Origin of the sequence: Actinophytocola sp. (assembly GCF_009379765.1) — a bacterium.
Classification (GTDB): domain Bacteria; phylum Actinomycetota; class Actinomycetes; order Mycobacteriales; family Pseudonocardiaceae; genus Actinophytocola.
In genome coordinates this window covers 1-18596 of record NZ_WHTD01000008.1, presented here as the reverse complement: position 1 = coordinate 18596, position 18596 = coordinate 1, and the positions used below count along the sequence as shown (strand labels likewise).

The following is an 18596-nucleotide window of genomic DNA, read 5'->3' as shown; positions in this document are numbered from 1 at the left end:
CCGCCGTGTTGCGGGCCTGCGTGGCGATCGAGCGGGCGGGCGTCCCGACGGTCGCGATCGTCTCAGCCGAGTTCGAGGTCATGGCCGGCATGATCGCCGACGCGCTCGGCGTGGCCGACATCCCGCTCGCGGTCTACCCGGGCGTGATGCTGACCGACTCCGCCGCCACCTTCGAGTCCAAGGTGGACGAACGGGTGCTGCCGGCGCTGTTCGACGGGGTGCTCGTCCAGCCCGGCCACACCACCCGGCAGGAGGCGGCGGAGCCGGGCCGGGCCGAGATCGTCCTGCGCGGTACCTACGACGACATCCTCGACGGCTTCACCGACCGGCACTGGACCGACGGCCTCCCGGTCGTCCCGCCGACGCCACAGCGGGTCGCGCGGTTCCTCCGGCACACCGACCGCGACCCCGACGAGGTCCTCGGCGTCCTGCTGCCGGCGAGCCGCGAGGCGACCGTCCACACCGTCGCGGTCAACGGCGTCATGGCCGGCTGCCGGCCCGAGTACATGCCGATCCTCGTCGCGGCCGTGGAGGCGACCGCCGACCCGGAGTTCCGCGTCGAGGACGCCGGCAGCACCCCGGGCTGGGAGCCGATGGTGATCCTCAGTGGACCGTTGGCGAAGGAGCTGGACTTCAACTCCGGCACCGGCGCGCTGCGGGTCGGCCCGCGGGCCAACACGTCGGTCGGCCGGTTCCTGCGGCTCTACCTGCGCAACGTGGCCGGCCTGCGGCCGATCCCGGACGAGACGGACAAGGGCGCGATCGGCGCGACCTTCAACGTCGCGCTCGCCGAGCACGAGGCCGCGGTCCGCGACATCGGCTGGGCGCCCTACCGGGTCGACCGCGGCTTCACCGAGGCCGACGACGTCGTGACGGTCCGCAGCGTCTACGCGGCCAGCGCGCCGATCTACAGCTGCGGCGCCCGCGCCACCGACCACCTGGCGACGATCGCCCGGCTGATGACCGACGTGCTCGGCCCGTGGTGCTACCACAACTTCATCTACGAGAAGCAGCACCCGTTCGTGGTGCTCGGCCCGGCGATCGCCGGGATCATCGCCGCGGAGGGGCTCACCAAGGACGACGTGCGCCGCTACCTCTACGACAACGTGTGGCTGGACGGCGCGTGGGTGGCCCGCTACGGGCGCGGCGTCAGCGGGAAGAAGTTCGAGTGGCCGGACCTCGTCGCCCGCGGCAAGGCCCCCGCCGAGTACGCCGACGCCGAGGAGACCGGCCGGCCGGTGCGCGGGCTCATGCGTCCTGAGTGGATCGACGTGGTGGTGGCCGGCAACCCGGGCCGCAACCAGTCCCGCGCCTACATCGGCAACCACGGGCAGGGCGTCCCGGTCAGCCGCCGCGTCGAGCCGCCCGCCGACCGGGAACCCAGATGACCGACGACAACGGGAGCGTGCACACGTGATCATCACTGACGCCCAGGCGCACATCTGGGACCCCGAGACGCCGGACCGCCCGTGGCCACCCGGCGGCCGGGACTTCGCCCACGGCGACCAGTTCTCCGCCGATGAGCTGCTCGCCGAGATGGCGGCCGCCGGCGTGGACGCCACGGTGCTCGTGCCGCCGTCGTTCGAGGGCGACCGCAACGACACCTGCCTCGCCGCCGCGCGGGCGCACCCGGACAAGTTCCGGGTGATGGGCCGGATCACGCTCACCGACCAGGCGAGCCGCGGCAAGCTCGCGACCTGGCGGGACGAGGCGGGCATGCTCGGCATCCGGGTGACGTTCAGCCGAGGCCCGGCAGCGGACTGGCTCACCGACGGCACCGCGGACTGGATGTGGCCGGAGGCCGAGGCCGCGGGCGTGCCGGTGATGGTGTTCGCGCCCGGCGGGCTCGAGTCCGTGGACCGGATCGCCGCGCGCCACCCGAACCTGCGCCTGACGCTGGACCACCTTGCGCTGCGGACCGACGTGCGCGACGCGGGCATGGACCCGGTGCTCGACGACCTGGTGAAGCTCGCCAAGTACGACAACGTCGCGGTGAAGGCCACCTGCCTGCCCAGCAACGTCACGGAGGGCTATCCCTGCCCGTCGCTGCACGACCGGATCCGCCGGGTGGTCGACGCGTTCGAGCCGCGGCGGGTGTTCTGGGGCAGCGACCTCACCCGGCTGTCGTGCACCTACGACGAGGTGCGCAGGCTGTTCGTCGACGAGCTCGGGTTCCTCTCCCCCACCGATCTCGGGTGGGTCATGGGCCGCGGGGTTCGCGAGTGGCTCGGCTGGCAGTGATGGGCTCGCCTGTGTCCTCGACCCGGGCCGTGCCGCGGCGCACGGACGCGGCCCCGGGCCGGCCGCTGCTGGAGGTGCGCGACCTGCGGGTCGAGTACCGCACCTCCTACGGCCTGACCAACGCGGTCAACGGACTGTCCTATTCGGTCAACCGCGGGGAGACGCTGGCGATCCTCGGCGAGTCCGGGTCGGGCAAGTCGGTGGCCGCGCGGGCGGTGCTCGGCATCATCGAGTCGCCACCCGGCTACGTCACCGGCGGCGAGGTGCTGTTCGACGACGTGGATCTGCTGACGCTGTCCCGCAAGGAGCTGCGGCGCATCCGCGGGGAGCGGATCGCGATCATCTTCCAGGACGCGCTGACCGCGCTGAACCCGGTGTTCACGGTCGGGTTCCAGATCGCGGAGATGTTCCGGGTGCACCGCGGGCTCTCCCATGCCGACGCCTCGACGAGAGCGGCCGAGCTGCTCGACCGGGTGCGGATCCCCAACGCGCGCAACCGGATCGGCGACTACCCGCACCAGTTCTCCGGCGGCATGCGGCAGCGGGTGATGATCGCGATGGCCATCGCGCTGGAGCCGGACCTGCTGATCGCCGACGAGCCGACCACCGCGCTCGACGTCACCGTGCAGGCGCAGATCATGGCGCTGCTGGCGGAGCTTCGGCACGACCTCGGCATGGGTCTGGTGCTCATCACCCACGACCTCGGCGTGGTGGCCGAGGTCGCCGACCACGCGGTCGTCATGTACGCCGGCCGCGGCATCGAGTACGGGTCGATCGCCGAGGTGTACGACGGTCCCGCGCACCCGTACACCCGGGCGCTGATGCGCTCGATCCCGCGGGCGGACCAGAAGGGTGGCCGGCTGGAGGCGATCGACGGGTCGCCGCCGAACCTGTCCGCCATCCCGGCGGGCTGCGAGTTCCACCCGCGCTGCCCGCTGGCCGAGGACATGTGTGCGACGGACCGGCCGGACGCGGTCGAGGTGGCGCCCGGCCGCCGGGCGGCCTGTCACTTCGGCGCGGAGGTGGTGCGCGGTGAACGCTGAGGAGCCTGTGCTGCGGGTGGAGAACGTGGTCAAGTGGTTCCCCATCAAGGAAGGTACCGGGGTTCGGCGAACCACCGGCCAGGTGAAGGCGGTCAACGGGGTCAGCTTCGAGCTGCACGAGGGCGAGACGCTCGGGCTGGTCGGGGAGTCGGGCTGCGGGAAGTCCACGCTCGGCCGCACGCTGCTGCGGCTGGACGAGCCGACCGAGGGCCGGGTGTTCTACCGCGGGCGGGACGTGTTCTCGATGAACCGCCGCGAGCTGCGCGAGGTGCGCCGCAAGATCCAGATCATCTTCCAGGACCCCTACGCGTCGCTGAACCCGAGGATGACCGTCGGCGACCTCGTGACCGAGGCGTGGGCGATCCACCGCGGGATCGTGCCGCGGGCCAAGCACCGGGCACGGGCCGGGGAGCTGCTGGAGCGGGTCGGGCTGGATCCCTCGTTCGTGGACCGGTATCCGCACCAGTTCTCCGGCGGGCAGCGGCAGCGGATCGGCATCGCGCGGGTCCTGGCACTGGACCCCGAGGTGATCGTCTGCGACGAGCCGGTGTCCGCGCTGGACGTCTCCGTGCAGGCGCAGGTGATCAACCTGCTGGCCGACATCCAGGCCGACTTCGGACTGTCCTATGTGTTCATCGCGCACGACCTGTCCGTGGTGCGGCACATCTCCGACCGGGTCGCGGTGATGTACCTCGGGAAGATCGTCGAGCTGGGCGACGAGCACGACATCTACGAGCGGCCGACCCACCCGTACACCCAGGCGCTGCTCTCCGCGGTGCCGATCCCGGACCCGTCGAAGCGCGACAGCGTGCACCGGATCCTGCTCGAGGGCGACCTGCCGAGCCCGACCGACCTGCCGTCGGGATGCACGTTCCGGACGAGGTGCTGGAAGGCCGCCGACATCTGCGCCGAGGAGGTGCCGGAGCTGGAGGACCGCGGGGCACACGGACACCCGTCCCGCTGCCACTTCGCTAGTCCGCCTCCCCGGAATTAAAAGTGTTGGTTGCGTTCCAGCGGATGGTGCGGATCGCTGTCGGTTGGTGGTTGGGTGCCGTCACGGTCCCCTGAGCTTGCGTTGGTCGGTGCGAGGCTGGCGCCAAGCCGCGAGTCCAACCCCCAGGACCCGCGAGTCCCCCATTCTCGACCCGCGAGTTCCCCGCTCAGGACACCGCCATGCTCACCAGCTGGGTGATGTTGAACGGCTGCAGCACCGCGCTGTGCGGCCCGCTCTTCCCGCCCGCCACGACGATCCCGATGTCCTCGGGCGTCACCGACGGGCGGAGGAACTCCCGGGAGCCCTCGACGTGGACGCACCGCGCCTTCCACTCGCGCATGGCCTTGCCGTCGGTGCCGCCCACACCGGTCAGCTCGATCGTGCCGTGCTCCCACAGGTACCGGCGGATCGACGGCTTGTCGTAGCCGTTGCGAGCCAGGTGCTTCGCGTGCACCGGGCCGATCACCACCAGGGGCTGCGCGGTGAACAGCAGCAGGTTGCTCCCGCTGCTCATCAGCGCGCCGGCGATGCCGTCGAGGATCGCGACCGGGTCTTGGGACAGGATCGCGATGTTCTGCGGCGCGGTCACGCCCGCCGCGGTGACCACCGACTCGTCAGCACCGAAGCCACGCTCCACATGGAACGGAGCCCACGGGCTTTCCTCCTCGTTCTCCGCGATGCACGACCCGTACTTGTTCGGGTTGCCCAATGTGGACATGTCGCCCAGCACGGGCAGACCGCCGCCGATATTGATCATGCACAGCCGGATCGCGCGGCCGATGGTGGCGTTGGCGCGCCAGCCCTGGCCGAAGAGGTTGTGGCCACTGTTGACGTCCAGCGCCAGCCGCGCCGGGCCGTTCACGACCAGCATCACGCCGGCCGGGTTGGTCGTCCCCTGCACCCCGTAGAGGTTCAGCCTGGGATCGAGGATCGCCCGAACCCCCGCCAGCACAACGGGAAAATACTCCGGCCGGCACCCCGCGAGCACCGCGTTGACCGCCACGTGGTGCACGAACGTCCGCCGCCACCGCGGCGGCATCGTCCCCAGCAGCTCGCCGCCGTCGGCCGCGCCGAGCATGCGCTCGACGCGGTCCGCGGTCGGGGCTACGACCGGCAGGCCGTCGGTCCACTTCTCGCCGTAGAACTCCTCGCCCATGGCCTCGACGTCGTCGTAGGCGAGCAGGTCACCGGTGATCTCCTTGCCAGCGAACGACATCAGGTACCTCCGTTGCCGACGGGACCGGTGAGCCCGGCCAGGACCTGGTCGAACGCGCGATGTGCCCGCGCGACGGCCTCCTCGGTCGGCACGCCACCCATCGGGTACTCGACGATCGCGAGCGGCAGCCCGGCGAGCCCGAGGCCCTCGCTCTCGTACTCGGCGATCATCCGAAACGTCTCACCGACGATCGTGACCGTCGGCAGGTTGCGCTTCTCCAGCTCCACGGCGTCATGGACACTCCACGACGTGCAGGAGCCTCAATCGCCGAGGGCGACGACGGCCGCGTCGCAGGTGTCGCCGATCTCGTCGAGCATCGCGACCGGCGCGCCGCTGCTGCAGCTCGCCTTCTCGCGGTAGACCGTGCCCGCGATCCCCTGCCGCGCACCGAGCAGGTCCTCGGTGGTGTGCAGCAGAACGTCGCAGTTCGGCTTGAGGTTGCCGATGAAGCCGACCCGCTTGCCGCGCAACGTGTCCAGCCGGCGGGCGAACTGGAGCTGCTGCTGGTCGTCGAACGGCACCGGCCGGAACACGTGCAGCGTCATGGTCCTCTCCTACTCGGCGCGGCCGTCGTCCCGGACGTCCACCGGGAACTCGACGGGACCGGTCTTCTCGGACGGGAGCGCCATGATCCCCGTCCCCGGCATGATGTCGTCACCGCGGTTGTTGACGGTGTGGAACTCGACCTTGACGTAGCCGGTTCCGGTCTTCGCGCCGCGCCACTTGTCCACGACCTTTCCGTTGATGCGGAAGACGTCGCCGTTGAAGAACATGCCGCGGTACTGGAAGTCGAGCTCGGCCACCCAGCCGTCGTCGCCCACCCAGTTGGTGGCGAAGTACGTCGCGTAGCCGCCGCGTTGGGAGCCGTAGTCGTAGGCCGCCGGCATGCCGATCTCGGCTGCCATGAAGTCGTCCCAGTGCACCCGCTCCACCGCCTGCGGGATGCCGGTGACCGGGTCCTTCACCGCCACCTTCGGCGAGGACTTGCGGTACTCCATCCAGTACTTGCCGCTGCGCACGTGCGGCGAGCCGATGCCCTGCAGCCACGTCACCATGTCCGGCAGCGTGAGCGGGCCCTTCACCACCGGTTCGGTGGCCTCGCCGACCTCGACGCTCTCCCAGTAGCGCGGCGTGCCACCGCGCGCCACCTCACGCTCGAGCTCGGCGTCGATCTGGGCGATCTCCTCGTCCGTGTACGTCGACTTCTGGATCTTGGTGTACTTGCCGCGCTTCTTCGACTCCTCGCGCTCGGCCCGGATCACCGGCATGACCTGGACCGCGACGAGCTCGTCCTTCTGGTTGTAGAAGCGGATCTCGTCGGCCTGGATGTACATCTTCTTGCCGGCGAGCCGTCCCTCCATCGGGTCGGCGCGGACGAGCTCCTTGGTGGCGTGCAGCTCGTCGCCCTCGAACAGCGGCTGGAAGTACCGCCACTGGTCGCCGGAGTGCAGGCCGTGCACGCCCGGCAGGCCCTGGCCGCGGCGCAGGTCCCAGCTACCCCAGGCGGCGGCGTAGTAGATCGCCGGCGGCGCGACGAGCCTGCCGTAGCGGGTCGTGGTGGCGTACTTGGGATCCACGTACAGCGGGTTGTCGTCACCGATGCTCCGCGCCACGTGCGCGATGCTGTCCTGGTTCACGTACCGCAGGTACGGCTGTTGGATCGGATAACGCTTGCCCAGCCTGGCCTTGAGCTTGCCCACGGCCTCGTCGGTGATCTTGCCGTACTCCGGATTCGTGTCGTCGTCGCTCATCTGACCTCCCGTTCGCGTGCGCCCGTGTGTCCTGACCTCGCCGCGAGGGCGGTAGCGGCTATGGTAGACGCTATATTATAGCTTTCCAAGGCTTGCGAACAGTGGTCGCCTTGTGACGAATGCCCCAGACCCCGCGAGTCCCCCGCTCCCGACCCGCGAGTCCCCCTGTTCGCGATCGGCCCGGGCCGCGGCCGGGTGGCCGGCACGCCGAGCCCGTCGCCGAGCCCCGATCCGAGCGTTGGACTCGCGGGTCCGGAACGTTGGACTCGCGGGTCCTGGGGGTTGGACTCGCGGGTCCTGGGGGTTGGACTCGCGGGGTTCTCAGGTGGCGGTGACTCGGCGGAGGGTGGCTTCGACGCGGGTGGTCAGGCCGAGGGCGTCCAGGTGCTCGAACAGCGGCACCGCCACCCGCCGCGTCGTGCCCAGCGCCTGCCGGGCGTCGGACAGGGTGAACGGCTGCTCGAGGCCGGCGAGCGCGGCGACGGCGGCCCGCGGCGCGGACGGGTGCAGGATCACCTCGCCGGGCAGCCGCAGGACCATGCCCGCCGCGGCGGCCGCGGCCAGGATCTCGCGGGTCAGGCCGGCCTCGGCGAGCTCCGGCACGCTCGGCGCCGCGAACGGGTCGGCCGCCAGCCGCGCGCACACGTCGTCGAGGGCGCGGCGGGCCGCGTTGCTGAAACCAGGGGCGGCACCGGGCCGGGCGATCCGGCCGCCGCGGGCGACCAGCGCGCCGCCCGAGTCGCGGACCAGGGCCTCGACCAGCCGCAGGTCCGGCGCGCCGATGGCCTGCGCGGCCGCCTTGGCCGGCAGTCCCGGTTCCAGCGGCGCCGACTGGCGGTGGGCGTCGACCGCGGCGGCGAGCTCCTTGCCCCAACGCTGCCAGGTGTCCTGGTCGACGAGGTGCTCGCCGACCTCGACCAGCTCGGCGGGCGCCGGGTCGGCGCCGCCCAGCACGCCCAGCGCGACGAGCCACTCGCGGGTGACGCTGCCCCGCCGGGCCACCTCGACCAGCACGTCCGGTTGGCCGGTGGCGTCCTCCAGCTCGATCGCCCGGTTCAGCGCGGCCCCGCGCCTGCGCAGCTCCGGCGGGTCGACGTCGAGCACGACGACCCCTGTGGTGAGCCGGCTCGACGGCTCGCGCAGCACCGCCCGGTCCCCGGGCTCCAACGGCAGCCGGGCGGCCAGCCGCAGCCGCGCGGTGTCCTCACCGAACGGTCGCGCCCGGCACGGCACCGCGGCCGAGCCGATGTGCAGCATCAGGTCGCCGGGCAGGTCGGTCGGGTCGAGCGAGGTCAACCGCACGTCGGCGATGTCGGTGAGCACCCAGCGGTCCGGCGTGATCAGCACGTGCCCGCGGCGGACGTCCTCGACCGGCAGCCCGCGCAGGTTCACCGCGACCCGGGCGACCGCCGCGACGTCGTCGTGCTTGTCCCCCATCGACTCCAGCCCGCGCACCCGGACCTCGGTGCCGGCCGGGGCGAGCAGCAGCCGGTCGTTCTGGTGGATCGTGCCCGCACCCAACGTGCCGGTGACGACCGTGCCGCTCCCCCGCACGGTGAACGCGCGGTCGACGAACAGCCGGACCCGGCCGTCGGTGACCGGCGCGGGCAGCCGGGCGACCAGCCGGGACAGCGCCGCGCGCAGCTCGTCGAGGCCGGCGCCGGTGACCGCGCTGACCGCGAGTGCCTCGACGTCACCGAGCGACGTCCGCCTCAGCCGCTCTCGCGCGTAGGCCAGCGCCGGCGCGGGGTCGGCGAGGTCGGCCCGGGTGACGACGAGCAGGCCGTGCCGCACGCCGAGCGAGTCGAGCACCTCGACGTGCTCGCTGGTCTGGGCCCGCCAGCCCTCGTCCGCGGCGACCACGACGACCACGCCGGGCACCGGGCCGACACCGGCGAGCATGGTGGAGATGAACCGCTCGTGGCCGGGCACGTCGACGAACGCGACGGTCTCGCCGCCGGGCAGCGTGGTCCACGCGAAACCCAGGTCGAGGGTCATGCCGCGGCGGCGCTCCTCGGCCAGCCGGTCGGGCTCGATCCCGGTCAGCGCGCGGACCAGCGTCGACTTGCCGTGGTCGACGTGGCCGGCGGTGGCGAGAACGTGCATGGTGTGGCCCCTCGGGGAAAGATGGCGGAGGCGGACAGGAATCGAACCTGCCTGGCCCGGATACCGGGCCACGTCGGTTTTGAAGACCGCGGCGCCCACCAGGAACACGTACGCCTCCGAATAGAGAGTATAGCGTTGGGCTCACGCGCGGGTATCGTGCGACACATGACGGTTCGGCTGACCCAGTACGCCCACGGCGGCGGGTGCGCGTGCAAGATCCCGCCCGGCGAGCTGGAGGACATGGTGCGCGGCCTGCTCGGCACCGGGCCGGCGGACGTCGAGCTGCTGGTCGGGTTGGACGACGGGGACGACGCGGCGGCGGTGCGGCTCAACGAGGACACCGCCATTCTGTCCACAACGGACTTCTTCACCCCGGTCGTCGACGACGCCTACGACTGGGGCCGGATCGCCGCGGCCAACGCGCTGTCGGACATCTACGCGATGGGCGGCACGCCGCTGCTGGCGGTGAACCTGCTGGGCTGGCCACGGGACGTGCTGCCGATCGAGCTCGCGAGCGAGGTGCTCCGCGGCGGCCTGGCGGTCACCGGGGAGGCCGGCTGCCACCTGGCCGGCGGTCACTCCATCGATGACCCGGAGCCGAAGTACGGCCTCGCGGTCACCGGTACCGCGCACCCGGATCGCCTGCTGCGCAACGACTCCGCGACCGCGGGGCTGCCGATCAGCCTCACGAAGCCGCTCGGCGTCGGCGTGCTCAACAATCGGCACAAGCAGACCGGCGAGGTCTTCGCGCACGCGGTCGAGTCGATGGCGGCGCTCAATCGGGACGCCGCCGCGGCCGCCGTCGCCGCCGGACTCCGCGCGGCGACCGACGTCACAGGCTTCGGCCTGCTCGGCCACCTGCACAAGATGGCCAGGGCGAGCGGGGTGACCGCGGTGGTCTCGGCGAAGGCGGTGCCCTACCTGGACGGCGCGGTGTCCTCGGCGCGGGAGGGTTTCGTGCCGGGCGGCACCAAGCGCAACCTCGACTGGGTGCGCCCGCACCTCGACGAGGGCGACACCGACGAGCTGACCCTGCTGCTGCTCGCCGACGCCCAGACCTCGGGCGGCCTGCTGGTCGCCGGCGAGATCCCGGGCGCCCCGGTGGTGGGCGAGCTCGTGCCCGCCGTCGACGGGATCACCGTCCAGGTGCGCTGAACGACGCGCTCGGGGCATCGCCGTACCCGGCCGGCCACGGGTACTGCCCGGGCAGGTTGGTGGAGGCCGTGTCGATGTTCGGCCCGGCCGGCACGCACGACCGGTCCTCCCGACCACCGGCTCTGGCACGTTGACCGGGCCACCGCCGAACCGATCCGCCGCTACGAAGCCGAACACCCTGGCGAGCGGGTGCACGTCGACATCAAGAAGCTCGGCAACATCCCAACAGCGACGGCCGGCGGATCCACGGCAAGAAGGAAGACATCGCCAACCGGCGGGCCCACCGCGACCGCGATCCACGTCCCCGACCTACCGCCAGCTAGTGTCCCGCGCCGGAAGTTCATCACTTATCTCGCCGGCCCAGCTTCCCGCTGGCGGCGTTGCCGGTCCGCCCGAGTACAACCCGGTACGAGGACGAACCGGCGCCTTGCCAGCAGAAACCAGGATCCGCCGAGATAAGCAACAGACTCCCGGCGCGGGACACTAGTGTCGCGTGATCCTGTTCCTTGCGTCCGCTGTGGATCCACGTGGTTCCTGGCAAGGCGGAGGAAAGTCGCTCGTACCGGGTTGTACTTGGGCTTTCCTCCAACGCCGTAACACAGACAGGGGCCGCTGTTGGCCGCAGCGGCGTCAAGGTTTCAGGGTCACGCGACACTAGGCGACGTCGGGCTGCTCGCCTGTCGTGCGGCTCGGGGCCGGCAGCCAACGGTCCGGCCGGCCGGGCACCCACTGGATCCGGCCCGCCACGGCCAGCCGGTACAGGTGGGCGAACGTCTCGCCGATGGCCGAGCGCCGGGCCCGGCCGCGCAGCTTGTCGAACGGCCGCGACCAGCTCACCGCGCGGGTGACCGCCCAGACCGTGCCGGCACCGGCGCCGACCGCGGCCTCGATCTCGGTCAGCCGCTCCTCGTGGTGGACCAGCAGCACGTCCAGCCGGGCGCCGAGGTCGCCGAAGACCCACTCGTGACCGGGCAGCACCTGCACGTCGCCGAAGCCGCGAACCTTCCGCACCGAACCGAGGAAGTCCCGCAGCGGGTCCACATCGGACTGCGGGCGCTTGGAGATGTTCGGCGTGACCCGCGGCAGGATGTGGTCACCGGTGAACAGCAGGCGCCGCTGCCGGTCGTGGAAGCACAGGTGGCCCGGCGTGTGGCCCGGTGTGTGCACGGCGACCAGCGCACCGCCGGTGCCCGGCACGGTCTGGCCGTCCACGAGATCGCGTTCGGGGACCACCATCGAGATCCGCGACCGCATGTCCGCCGCGTCGGCATCCAGCTCGGCGAACTCCGAGGCCGGCGCGCCGGCCTGGTGCAGCCACTCGGCCATGTCCTCGATCGCGCGGACCCGGTCGTGCTCGCCCTCGGCGATCCGCGGCCGCTCCGCGGGATGCACCGCGATCCAGGCCGGCGACGACGCGCGGATCCGTTCCGCCAGCCCGTAATGGTCGGGGTGCACGTGGGTGACGACCACGCCGACCACGTCGTCGAGCCCGGCGCCCGCCGCCGCGAGCCCCGCCCGGAACGCGTCCCAGCACTCGTCGGAGTCCCAGCCGGCGTCCACGACCAGCACGCCGTCCGGCGCCGGAACCACGTAGGAGAAGGCGAAACCGAGCGGGTTGGGGAAGGGCAGCGCGACGCTCCAGACGCCGCCGGCGACCTCGGCCGGCTCGGGCACGGCAGCAGAGTCCATCGTCGCTCCTCCAGAAATGGCAGACATATATATCGTATACTATAATTGCGCAGGGTCGGATCGGAGGCAAGGGTGGACGGTGCCGTGGAGACTGTGCTCGACCTGATCGTGATCGGTTCCGGCCCGGCCGGCTATACCGCCGCGACCTACGCCGCCAGGGCGAACCTCGCCCCGCTCGTGCTCGAGGGCGCGGTGTTCGGCGGCGCGCTCATGACCACCACCGCGGTGGAGAACTTCCCCGGCTTCCCCGACGGGATCGAGGGTCCGGAGCTGATGGACCGGCTGCGCCGGCAGGCGGCGCGTTTCGGCGCGCGGCTGGTGACCGAGGACGCGGTCGACGTCGACCTCTCCGGCCCGGTCAAGATCGTCTCGACGGCGAGCACCCGCTACCGGGCCAGGGCGGTGGTCGTGGCCACCGGCTCCGGCTACCGCGAGCTCGGCCTGCCCAACGAGCGGCGGCTGACGGGTCACGGGGTGTCCGCGTGCGCCACGTGTGACGGGTTCTTCTTCCGTGGCCAGGACATCGCGGTCGTGGGTGGTGGCGACTCGGCGATGGAGGAGGCCACGTTCCTCACCCGGTTCGCCACCTCGGTCACCGTCGTGCACCGGCGCGGCGAGCTGCGCGCGTCGAAGATCATGCAGGAGCGGGCGCTCACGGACGACCGGATCCGGTTCCGCTGGCACAGCGAGGTCGTCGACGTGCTGGGCGACGGCACGGTCAGCGGGATCCAGGTGCGGGACGTGCGGACCGGTGCCGCGGAGGACCTGCCGCTCGCGGGTCTGTTCGTCGCGGTCGGGCACGATCCGCGGTCGGACCTGTTCGCCGGTCAGCTGGACCGGGACGAGCAGGGCCACCTCGTGGTGCGTGCGCCGTCGACGACCACGAACGTGCCGGGCGTGTTCGCGTGCGGAGACGTCGTCGACCACACCTACCGGCAGGCGATCACCGCGGCGGGCACCGGCTGCGCGGCGGCGCTGGACGCCGAGCGCTACCTGGCCGCGCTGGACCACGCGGCGATAAGCGCTGGTCTCCCGGGGTAATCCTCGGGATCATCTGCGCATGACACGGTACGGCGCGCAGTACGGTCCGGACCTGACCTTCCTCGGCGTGCCCCGGTGCGACTGGGCCGACGCGTCGACCTACCCGGGCGCGGACGTGGTGATCCTCGGAGCGCCGTTCGACGGCGGCACGTCGCACCGGCCGGGCACCCGGTTCGGGCCGCAGTACATCCGGCAGTCGTGCTACCTGCCGCACGACGGGTCGCGCCCGTCGCTGGCGCTGCGCGTCGACGGACTGCGCGACCTGACCGTGTTCGACGCCGGCGACGTGGAGATGTTCTCCGGCGACGCGGCCCGGTCGGTGCGCGACCTGCAGCACGCGGTGCACACGGTGACGTCGAACGGCGCGGTCCCGCTGGTGCTGGGCGGCGACCACACGATCGCCTGGCCGGACGCGGCGGGCGTGGCGCAGCACCTCGGGCGGGGCAGGGTGTCGATGATCCACTTCGACGCGCACGCGGACACCGGGGACATCTCGTTCGGCTCGCTGGTGGGGCACGGCCAGCCGATGCGCAGGCTCATCGAGTCGGGCGCGGTGCGCGGGGACCGGTTCCTGCAGATCGGGCTGCGCGGCTACTGGCCGGGGCCGGAGACGCTGGACTGGATGGCCGAGCAGCGGATGCGCTCCTACGAGATGACGGAGATCGTCGCGCGTGGGCTGAGCGAGTGCCTGACCGAGGCGTTCGCCATCGCCCTCGACGACTGCGACGGCGTGTTCCTGTCGGTGGACATCGACGTCTGCGACCCGGGGCACGCGCCGGGCACCGGCACCCCCGAGCCGGGCGGCCTGACCGCGCGCGAGCTCCTGGACTCGGTCCGCCGGATCGCCTACGAGCTGCCGGTGGTCGGCGTGGACCTGGTGGAGGTCTCGCCCCCGCACGACCACGCGGAGATCACCTCCTACCTCGCGAACCGCGTGGTGCTGGAGGTGCTGTCCGCCATGGCGCGCAAACGCCGCGACGAGACCGACGGCACGACCTGGGACCCGGCCCGGCCCCTGCTCGCCGACCGCCCGGACCACCGCCCGCCCGCTGCCGAATGAGGCGGACCGGCTCAGCCGTCGACCTCGGTGCGGTCGCCGCCCCAGAGGGTGTGGAAGGTGCCGTCGCGGTCGGTCCGGCGGTAGGTGTGCGCGCCGAAGTAGTCGCGCAGCCCCTGGATGAGCGCGGCCGGCAGCCGCTCGGCCCGCAGCGCGTCGTAGTACGCGAGCGAGGAGGAGAAGCCCGGCGTGGGGATGCCGGCCTCGGCCGCGTGCGCGACCACCCGGCGCCAGGAGTCCTGCCCCTGCGCCACCGCCTCCCGGAAGTACGGCGCCACCAGCAGCGACTGCAGGTCCGGTGACTCGGCGTAGGCCTCGCGGATCCGGTCGAGGAACCGGGCCCGGATGATGCAGCCGCCACGCCAGATCGTTGCCGTGGAGCCGAGGTCGACGTTCCAGCCGTACTCCGCGCTCGCCGCGGCCATCTGGTCGTAGCCCTGCGCGTAGGCGACGACCTTGGACGCGTACAGCGCCTTGCGGACGTCGTCGACGAAGGTGTCCCGGTCGACCGGGGGCTTGGCCGAACCCGGTCCGGGCAGCGCGGCGCGGGCGGCGGCGCGCTGCTCGGGGTGCGCGGACAGCGCGCGGGCGAACGTGGCCTCGGCGATGCCGGTGACCGGCACGCCCAGGTCGAGCGCGGTCTGCACGGTCCAGCGGCCGGTGCCCTTCTGCTCGGCCTGGTCGAGCACGATGTCCACGAACGCGTCCCCGGTGGCGGCGTCGACGTGGCCGAGCACCTCGGCGGTGATCTCGATGAGGAACGACTCGAGGTCGCCGGAGTTCCACTCGGCGAAGATCGCCGCGAGCTCGGCGGGCGTGGCACCCAGGCCGTCCCGCAGCAGGTGGTAGGCCTCCGCGATGAGCTGCATGTCGGCGTACTCGATGCCGTTGTGCACCATCTTGACGAAGTGGCCGGCACCGTCCGGGCCGATGTGCACGCAGCACGGCGTGCCGTCGACCTGCGCGGCGATCTTCTCGAACATCGGGCCGAGCGTCTTGTAGGACTCGACCGAGCCGCCGGGCATGATGCTCGGCCCGAGCAGCGCGCCCTCCTCGCCACCGGACACGCCGGCGCCGACGAAGTGCAGGCCGCGGTCACGCAGGTCGGCCTCGCGGCGGCGGGTGTCGGCGAAATGGGCGTTGCCGCAGTCGATGACGATGTCGCCCCGCTCCAGCAGCGGCACCAGCTCGTCGATGACCGCGTCGGTCGGCCCGCCGGCCTTCACCATGATCACCACGCGTCGGGGCCGCTCCAGGGCGGCGACGAACTCCTCGAGGGTCTCGGTGGCGACGAACGTGCCCTCGGCACCGTGCTCCTCGACGAGCGACTTGGTCCTGGCCACGCTGCGGTTGTGCAGCGCGACCGAGAACCCGTTCCGCGCGAGGTTGCGGGCGAGGTTGCGGCCCATGACCGCGAGCCCTGTCACGCCGATCTGTGCCGGAGTTGGCATCTGGGGTCCTCCTGGTTGGTTTCCTGGCCGCCACCTTGCCCGAGGATCGGCCCGCTGTCAGCACGGGATTCGACACGTTGCGGACGGCTTGTCCCCCGCCGGGAGTTCGTCACCTGGTTCGCCGGCCCGGCTCCCTGGACGCACCGACTCGAGCAATAGACTCCCGGCGGGGACACATCCGGCAACTGAGGAGATGTCCGGGCCACGGGCCCGCCATACCGTTGTCCCATGCGGGTCTTCGACATGATCGTGGACGAGCGGCGGCGGATGGCGGACCTGGTCTCGACCTTGTCCGCCGACCAGCTCCGGACCCCGAGCCTGTGCGCCGGGTGGACCGTGCACGACGTGGCCGCGCACCTGGTCACGTACTTGCGGTTCGGCCAGCTGAAGCTGTACGCGGGCATCGTCGCGACCGCCGCCGACTTCGACCGGCTCAACGGGTACCTCACCCGGCGCGAGGCCCGGCGACCCACGCACGAGATCGTCGACCGCCTGCGCCGCCGGGCCGGGTCGCGGGTCACGATCCCCCGGTCCGGCTACGACCCGGTCCTCGCCGACATCGTGCTGCACGACCTGGACATCCGGACCCCGTTGGCGATCCCGCGGGACGTGCCCGAGGACCGCCTGTGGGTGGCGTTCGACCACCTGACTACCAAGCCGTCCCCCGGCTTCGCCATGGGCTCCCGGCTGGCGGGCCTCGAACTGCGGGCCACCGACGCCGGCTGGTCCCGCGGCAGCGGCGCCCCGGTCCACGGCCCGGCGACGTCCCTGCTGCTCGCGGTCGGCGGCCGGTCGGTCGCCCTGGCCGACCTCACCGGCGACGGCGTCCCCCTGCTGCGCGACCGCACGACGGCACCGGCCCCGAAACCCGGCCCGCTCCGCCGCCTGGCGGGCCCGCTCACCGTGCTGCTGCGCCCGCCGCCCAAGGACCGGCGCTCCCGCGACGCGGTCCCGACCGTCCCCGGCTGAGCTCAGGTGACGTCGCGGCGGATGCTGACCCGGCCGGCGACCGCGGCGGCGACCACGGTGTAGCCGAGGAACACCAGGCCGCCCGCCCACATCGGCGGCAGCGGGCCCGCGATGTCGATCGGCGTCCAGCCGCTGACCGCCTTCGCCGCGCCGGTCGGGGTCCAGCGGCCCACCGCCGGCACGAGCATCACCAGGGCCCACTCGGCGTAGAAGAACCACCCGAACGCGACGACGACCGCCGCGACCTGGTTGCGCAGCAACGCGCCGAGCGCGCCGCGTTGGAGAAAAACCCAAGTACACCCAGTACGAGCGACTTTCCTCCGCCTTGCCAGGAACCACGTTGATCCACAGCGGACGCAAAGGAACAGGATCACGCGACACTAGCCGGTGGCCGGCCCGCTGACGCCCAGCCGGGCACCGAGCCGGTAGCGGCCACCCAGCCGCCCGTCCCCCGGGTCCATGGGGATGTCCATAGGCACCTGGCTACCCGCGCGGGCCCGCCGCGAAACGACGACGACCGAGAACGCACCGGTCGGGGAACACTCAGCCGGGGAACGCGAAGCGGTAGCCCTGGGCGACGAACCACGGGAGCAGCTCGCGCAACGCCTGCACCGTCTGGTCGCGCCGGCCGCCGCCGTCGTGCAGGAGGACCACCGAGCCGGGGCGGACGTTCTGCTTGACCACCGCGACGATCCGGGCGACGCCCGGCCTGCTCCAGTCGTGCGGGTCGACCGACCAGGAAAGGGGTTTCATGCCGTGCTCGGCGACGACCCGGCGCAGCGGATCCGACCAGTTTCCGCCGGGTGCCCGGAAGTACCCGATCGGCACGTCGTCGCCGGCCGCGGCGCGCAGGTCGGCGCTCGCATCGAGGACCTTGCGCTCGATGACCGGCTCGGCGTTGCGCGCGAGGTTCTCGTCGTGGTCGACGGTGTGGTTGCACAACCGCATGCCGGCGTCGACCACCAGGCGAACGAGCTCCGGGTACCGCCGGACCTGGGCACCGACCATGCAGAACGTCGCGACCGCGTGGTGCTCGGCGAGCAGGTTCAGCACCTGCCGGGTGTGCGTCGGGTGCGGCCCGTCGTCGAAGGTGAGCGCGACGACCCGGTCCGTGGTCGCGGTCTGCCCGACCAGGTCCGCGGGCACCGCGGCGGCGGCCGTCGCCGCACGTGTCGCCGCCGGTGTCGGCGGGGGCTTCGGGGCCTGCTCGGCGGCGCTCGGGTTGGCCCGCAACGCCAGGAACACCGCCACGACGACGGTCACGACGGCCGTGATCAACACGCCCCAGCGGTACACGTACGGCGGCTGAAGAACCTGACTACGCACGGTGGCCTCCGGGCATACCCTCAGCGATCCCCACCAGTCGCGCACACGGTAGCTCCGTCCGGTCCGGATCAGCCCCACCGGCGCGACGACACGCCGCCGCCTTTCGTTCGACCGAGCGGCCACCGAGCCGCTGGAATGCGGGCGAAACCGCGCGGCCGGTATTGGCCGGCCCATTGTTTACTGCGGGTACCATCGGGCCGCGACAAGAAACGAGCGAATCGGGCGTACGAATGGCCGGTGGCGGCAACAAGGACAGCGGGCGCGAACGGGTCGGGCGCGCCGCCTACGAGCTGTTCAGCCGGGAGGGCACGGCCGCGGTCGGCGTCGACGCGATTATCGCCAAGGCCGGCACCGCCAAGATGACCCTCTACCGCAATTTCCCGTCCAAGACCGACCTCATTCTCGACTTCCTCCGACGCCGCGAACGGCTCTGGACCGAGGAGTGGCTGCAGGCCGAGAGCCAGCGCCGCGGAACCACGCCCGCCGAACAGCTGCTCGCCATTTTCGACGTCTTCGGCGAATGGTTCGCCAAGCCCGACTTCGAGGGCTGCGCGTTC

General features: G+C 72.0%; 18 protein-coding genes, 1 tRNA gene and 1 pseudogene. 10 read left to right on the top strand and 10 right to left on the bottom strand.

Features of this window, described 5'->3' with window-relative positions:
* Window positions 1-20 precede the first annotated feature (20 nt).
* From GEV28_RS03800 to GEV28_RS03785, 4 genes are read left to right on the top strand one after another with little or no spacing between them, the layout of a single operon-like run.
* Entirely contained in the window at window positions 21-1388 is a 1368-nt protein-coding gene (locus GEV28_RS03800) for a hypothetical protein (RefSeq protein ID WP_291408617.1), read from the top strand.
* 25 nt (window positions 1389-1413) lie between these two features.
* The gene (locus tag GEV28_RS03795; RefSeq protein WP_291408615.1) at window positions 1414-2241 is read left to right on the top strand and encodes an amidohydrolase; all 828 of its coding nucleotides are present in this window, start codon (window positions 1414-1416) and stop codon (window positions 2239-2241) included.
* Window positions 2241-3284, top strand: a complete 1044-nt coding sequence (locus tag GEV28_RS03790; RefSeq protein WP_291408612.1) for an ABC transporter ATP-binding protein — start codon at window positions 2241-2243, stop codon at window positions 3282-3284. Before GEV28_RS03795 ends, GEV28_RS03790 begins: the two co-directional genes overlap by 1 nt.
* The gene (locus GEV28_RS03785) at window positions 3274-4278 is read left to right on the top strand and encodes an ABC transporter ATP-binding protein (protein ID WP_291408610.1); all 1005 of its coding nucleotides are present in this window, start codon (window positions 3274-3276) and stop codon (window positions 4276-4278) included. Before GEV28_RS03790 ends, GEV28_RS03785 begins: the two co-directional genes overlap by 11 nt.
* Before the next feature lie 166 nt (window positions 4279-4444).
* Here the strand turns inward: GEV28_RS03785 and GEV28_RS03780 are convergent, their stop codons facing one another.
* From GEV28_RS03780 to GEV28_RS03755, 6 genes are all read right to left on the bottom strand, one after another.
* Window positions 4445-5494: a hypothetical protein gene (locus GEV28_RS03780; RefSeq protein ID WP_291408608.1), complete on the bottom strand. Its 1050-nt coding sequence runs from the start codon at window positions 5492-5494 to the stop codon at window positions 4445-4447.
* Entirely contained in the window at window positions 5494-5721 is a 228-nt protein-coding gene (locus GEV28_RS03775; RefSeq protein WP_291408607.1) for a hypothetical protein, read from the bottom strand. Before GEV28_RS03775 ends, GEV28_RS03780 begins: the two co-directional genes overlap by 1 nt.
* Before the next feature lie 33 nt (window positions 5722-5754).
* Window positions 5755-6039, bottom strand: coding sequence for a hypothetical protein (locus GEV28_RS03770; protein ID WP_291408605.1), 285 nt, complete (start codon window positions 6037-6039; stop codon window positions 5755-5757).
* 9 nt (window positions 6040-6048) lie between these two features.
* The gene (locus tag GEV28_RS03765; protein ID WP_291408603.1) at window positions 6049-7245 is read right to left on the bottom strand and encodes a MaoC family dehydratase N-terminal domain-containing protein; all 1197 of its coding nucleotides are present in this window, start codon (window positions 7243-7245) and stop codon (window positions 6049-6051) included.
* A 321-nt stretch (window positions 7246-7566) separates the two neighbouring features.
* Entirely contained in the window at window positions 7567-9351 is a 1785-nt protein-coding gene (gene selB, locus GEV28_RS03760) for a selenocysteine-specific translation elongation factor (protein ID WP_291408601.1), read from the bottom strand.
* 22 nt (window positions 9352-9373) lie between these two features.
* Window positions 9374-9469: transfer RNA gene (locus tag GEV28_RS03755), tRNA-Sec, on the bottom strand.
* 47 nt (window positions 9470-9516) lie between these two features.
* On the opposite strand from GEV28_RS03755, the gene selD reads away from it, so the two are divergent.
* Complete coding sequence (selD, locus tag GEV28_RS03750; RefSeq protein ID WP_291408599.1) at window positions 9517-10506, top strand: selenide, water dikinase SelD; 990 nt, start codon at window positions 9517-9519, stop codon at window positions 10504-10506.
* Window positions 10507-10620: 114 nt separating this feature from the next.
* Window positions 10621-10731 (top strand): annotated as a pseudogene (locus GEV28_RS03745) (IS481 family transposase); the annotation flags it as partial.
* A 429-nt stretch (window positions 10732-11160) separates the two neighbouring features.
* Here the strand turns inward: GEV28_RS03745 and GEV28_RS03740 are convergent.
* The gene (locus GEV28_RS03740) at window positions 11161-12195 is read right to left on the bottom strand and encodes an MBL fold metallo-hydrolase (protein WP_291408597.1); all 1035 of its coding nucleotides are present in this window, start codon (window positions 12193-12195) and stop codon (window positions 11161-11163) included.
* Window positions 12196-12279: 84 nt separating this feature from the next.
* Between GEV28_RS03740 and trxB the strand changes: the two genes are divergently transcribed.
* Window positions 12280-13236, top strand: a complete 957-nt coding sequence (gene trxB, locus GEV28_RS03735; RefSeq protein ID WP_291408595.1) for a thioredoxin-disulfide reductase — start codon at window positions 12280-12282, stop codon at window positions 13234-13236.
* 19 nt (window positions 13237-13255) lie between these two features.
* On the top strand, window positions 13256-14296 hold the full coding sequence (speB, locus tag GEV28_RS03730; RefSeq protein ID WP_291408593.1) for an agmatinase: 1041 nt from the start codon (window positions 13256-13258) through the stop codon (window positions 14294-14296).
* An 11-nt stretch (window positions 14297-14307) separates the two neighbouring features.
* Here the strand turns inward: speB and gndA are convergent, their stop codons facing one another.
* Window positions 14308-15744, bottom strand: a complete 1437-nt coding sequence (gene gndA / locus GEV28_RS03725; RefSeq protein WP_291408591.1) for an NADP-dependent phosphogluconate dehydrogenase — start codon at window positions 15742-15744, stop codon at window positions 14308-14310.
* A 228-nt stretch (window positions 15745-15972) separates the two neighbouring features.
* Between gndA and GEV28_RS03720 the strand changes: the two genes are divergently transcribed.
* Window positions 15973-16713, top strand: a complete 741-nt coding sequence (locus tag GEV28_RS03720) for a maleylpyruvate isomerase family mycothiol-dependent enzyme (RefSeq protein ID WP_291408589.1) — start codon at window positions 15973-15975, stop codon at window positions 16711-16713.
* Between the two features lie 2 nt (window positions 16714-16715).
* Here the strand turns inward: GEV28_RS03720 and GEV28_RS03715 are convergent, their stop codons facing one another.
* Window positions 16716-16973, bottom strand: a complete 258-nt coding sequence (locus GEV28_RS03715) for a hypothetical protein (RefSeq protein ID WP_291408588.1) — start codon at window positions 16971-16973, stop codon at window positions 16716-16718.
* A gap of 283 nt (window positions 16974-17256) precedes the next feature.
* The gene (locus GEV28_RS03710) at window positions 17257-18039 is read right to left on the bottom strand and encodes a polysaccharide deacetylase family protein (RefSeq protein ID WP_291408586.1); all 783 of its coding nucleotides are present in this window, start codon (window positions 18037-18039) and stop codon (window positions 17257-17259) included.
* 230 nt (window positions 18040-18269) lie between these two features.
* Here GEV28_RS03710 and GEV28_RS03705 point away from each other — a divergent pair.
* On the top strand, window positions 18270-18596 hold a 327-nt coding region (locus GEV28_RS03705; RefSeq protein WP_291408584.1), incomplete at its 3' end, for a TetR/AcrR family transcriptional regulator.

Coding starts and splice junctions, on each gene's coding strand:
- GEV28_RS03790 (WP_291408612.1), top strand. CDS start 2,241: ATGGGCTCGCCTGTGTCCTCGACCCGGGCCGTGCCGCGGCGCACGGAC.
- GEV28_RS03780 (WP_291408608.1), bottom strand. CDS start 5,494: ATGTCGTTCGCTGGCAAGGAGATCACCGGTGACCTGCTCGCCTACGAC.
- GEV28_RS03770 (WP_291408605.1), bottom strand. CDS start 6,039: ATGACGCTGCACGTGTTCCGGCCGGTGCCGTTCGACGACCAGCAGCAG.
- GEV28_RS03765 (WP_291408603.1), bottom strand. CDS start 7,245: ATGAGCGACGACGACACGAATCCGGAGTACGGCAAGATCACCGACGAG.
- selB (WP_291408601.1), bottom strand. CDS start 9,351: ATGCACGTTCTCGCCACCGCCGGCCACGTCGACCACGGCAAGTCGACG.
- selD (WP_291408599.1), top strand. CDS start 9,517: ATGACGGTTCGGCTGACCCAGTACGCCCACGGCGGCGGGTGCGCGTGC.
- GEV28_RS03740 (WP_291408597.1), bottom strand. CDS start 12,195: ATGGACTCTGCTGCCGTGCCCGAGCCGGCCGAGGTCGCCGGCGGCGTC.
- speB (WP_291408593.1), top strand. CDS start 13,256: ATGACACGGTACGGCGCGCAGTACGGTCCGGACCTGACCTTCCTCGGC.
- gndA (WP_291408591.1), bottom strand. CDS start 15,744: ATGCCAACTCCGGCACAGATCGGCGTGACAGGGCTCGCGGTCATGGGC.
- GEV28_RS03720 (WP_291408589.1), top strand. CDS start 15,973: ATGCGGGTCTTCGACATGATCGTGGACGAGCGGCGGCGGATGGCGGAC.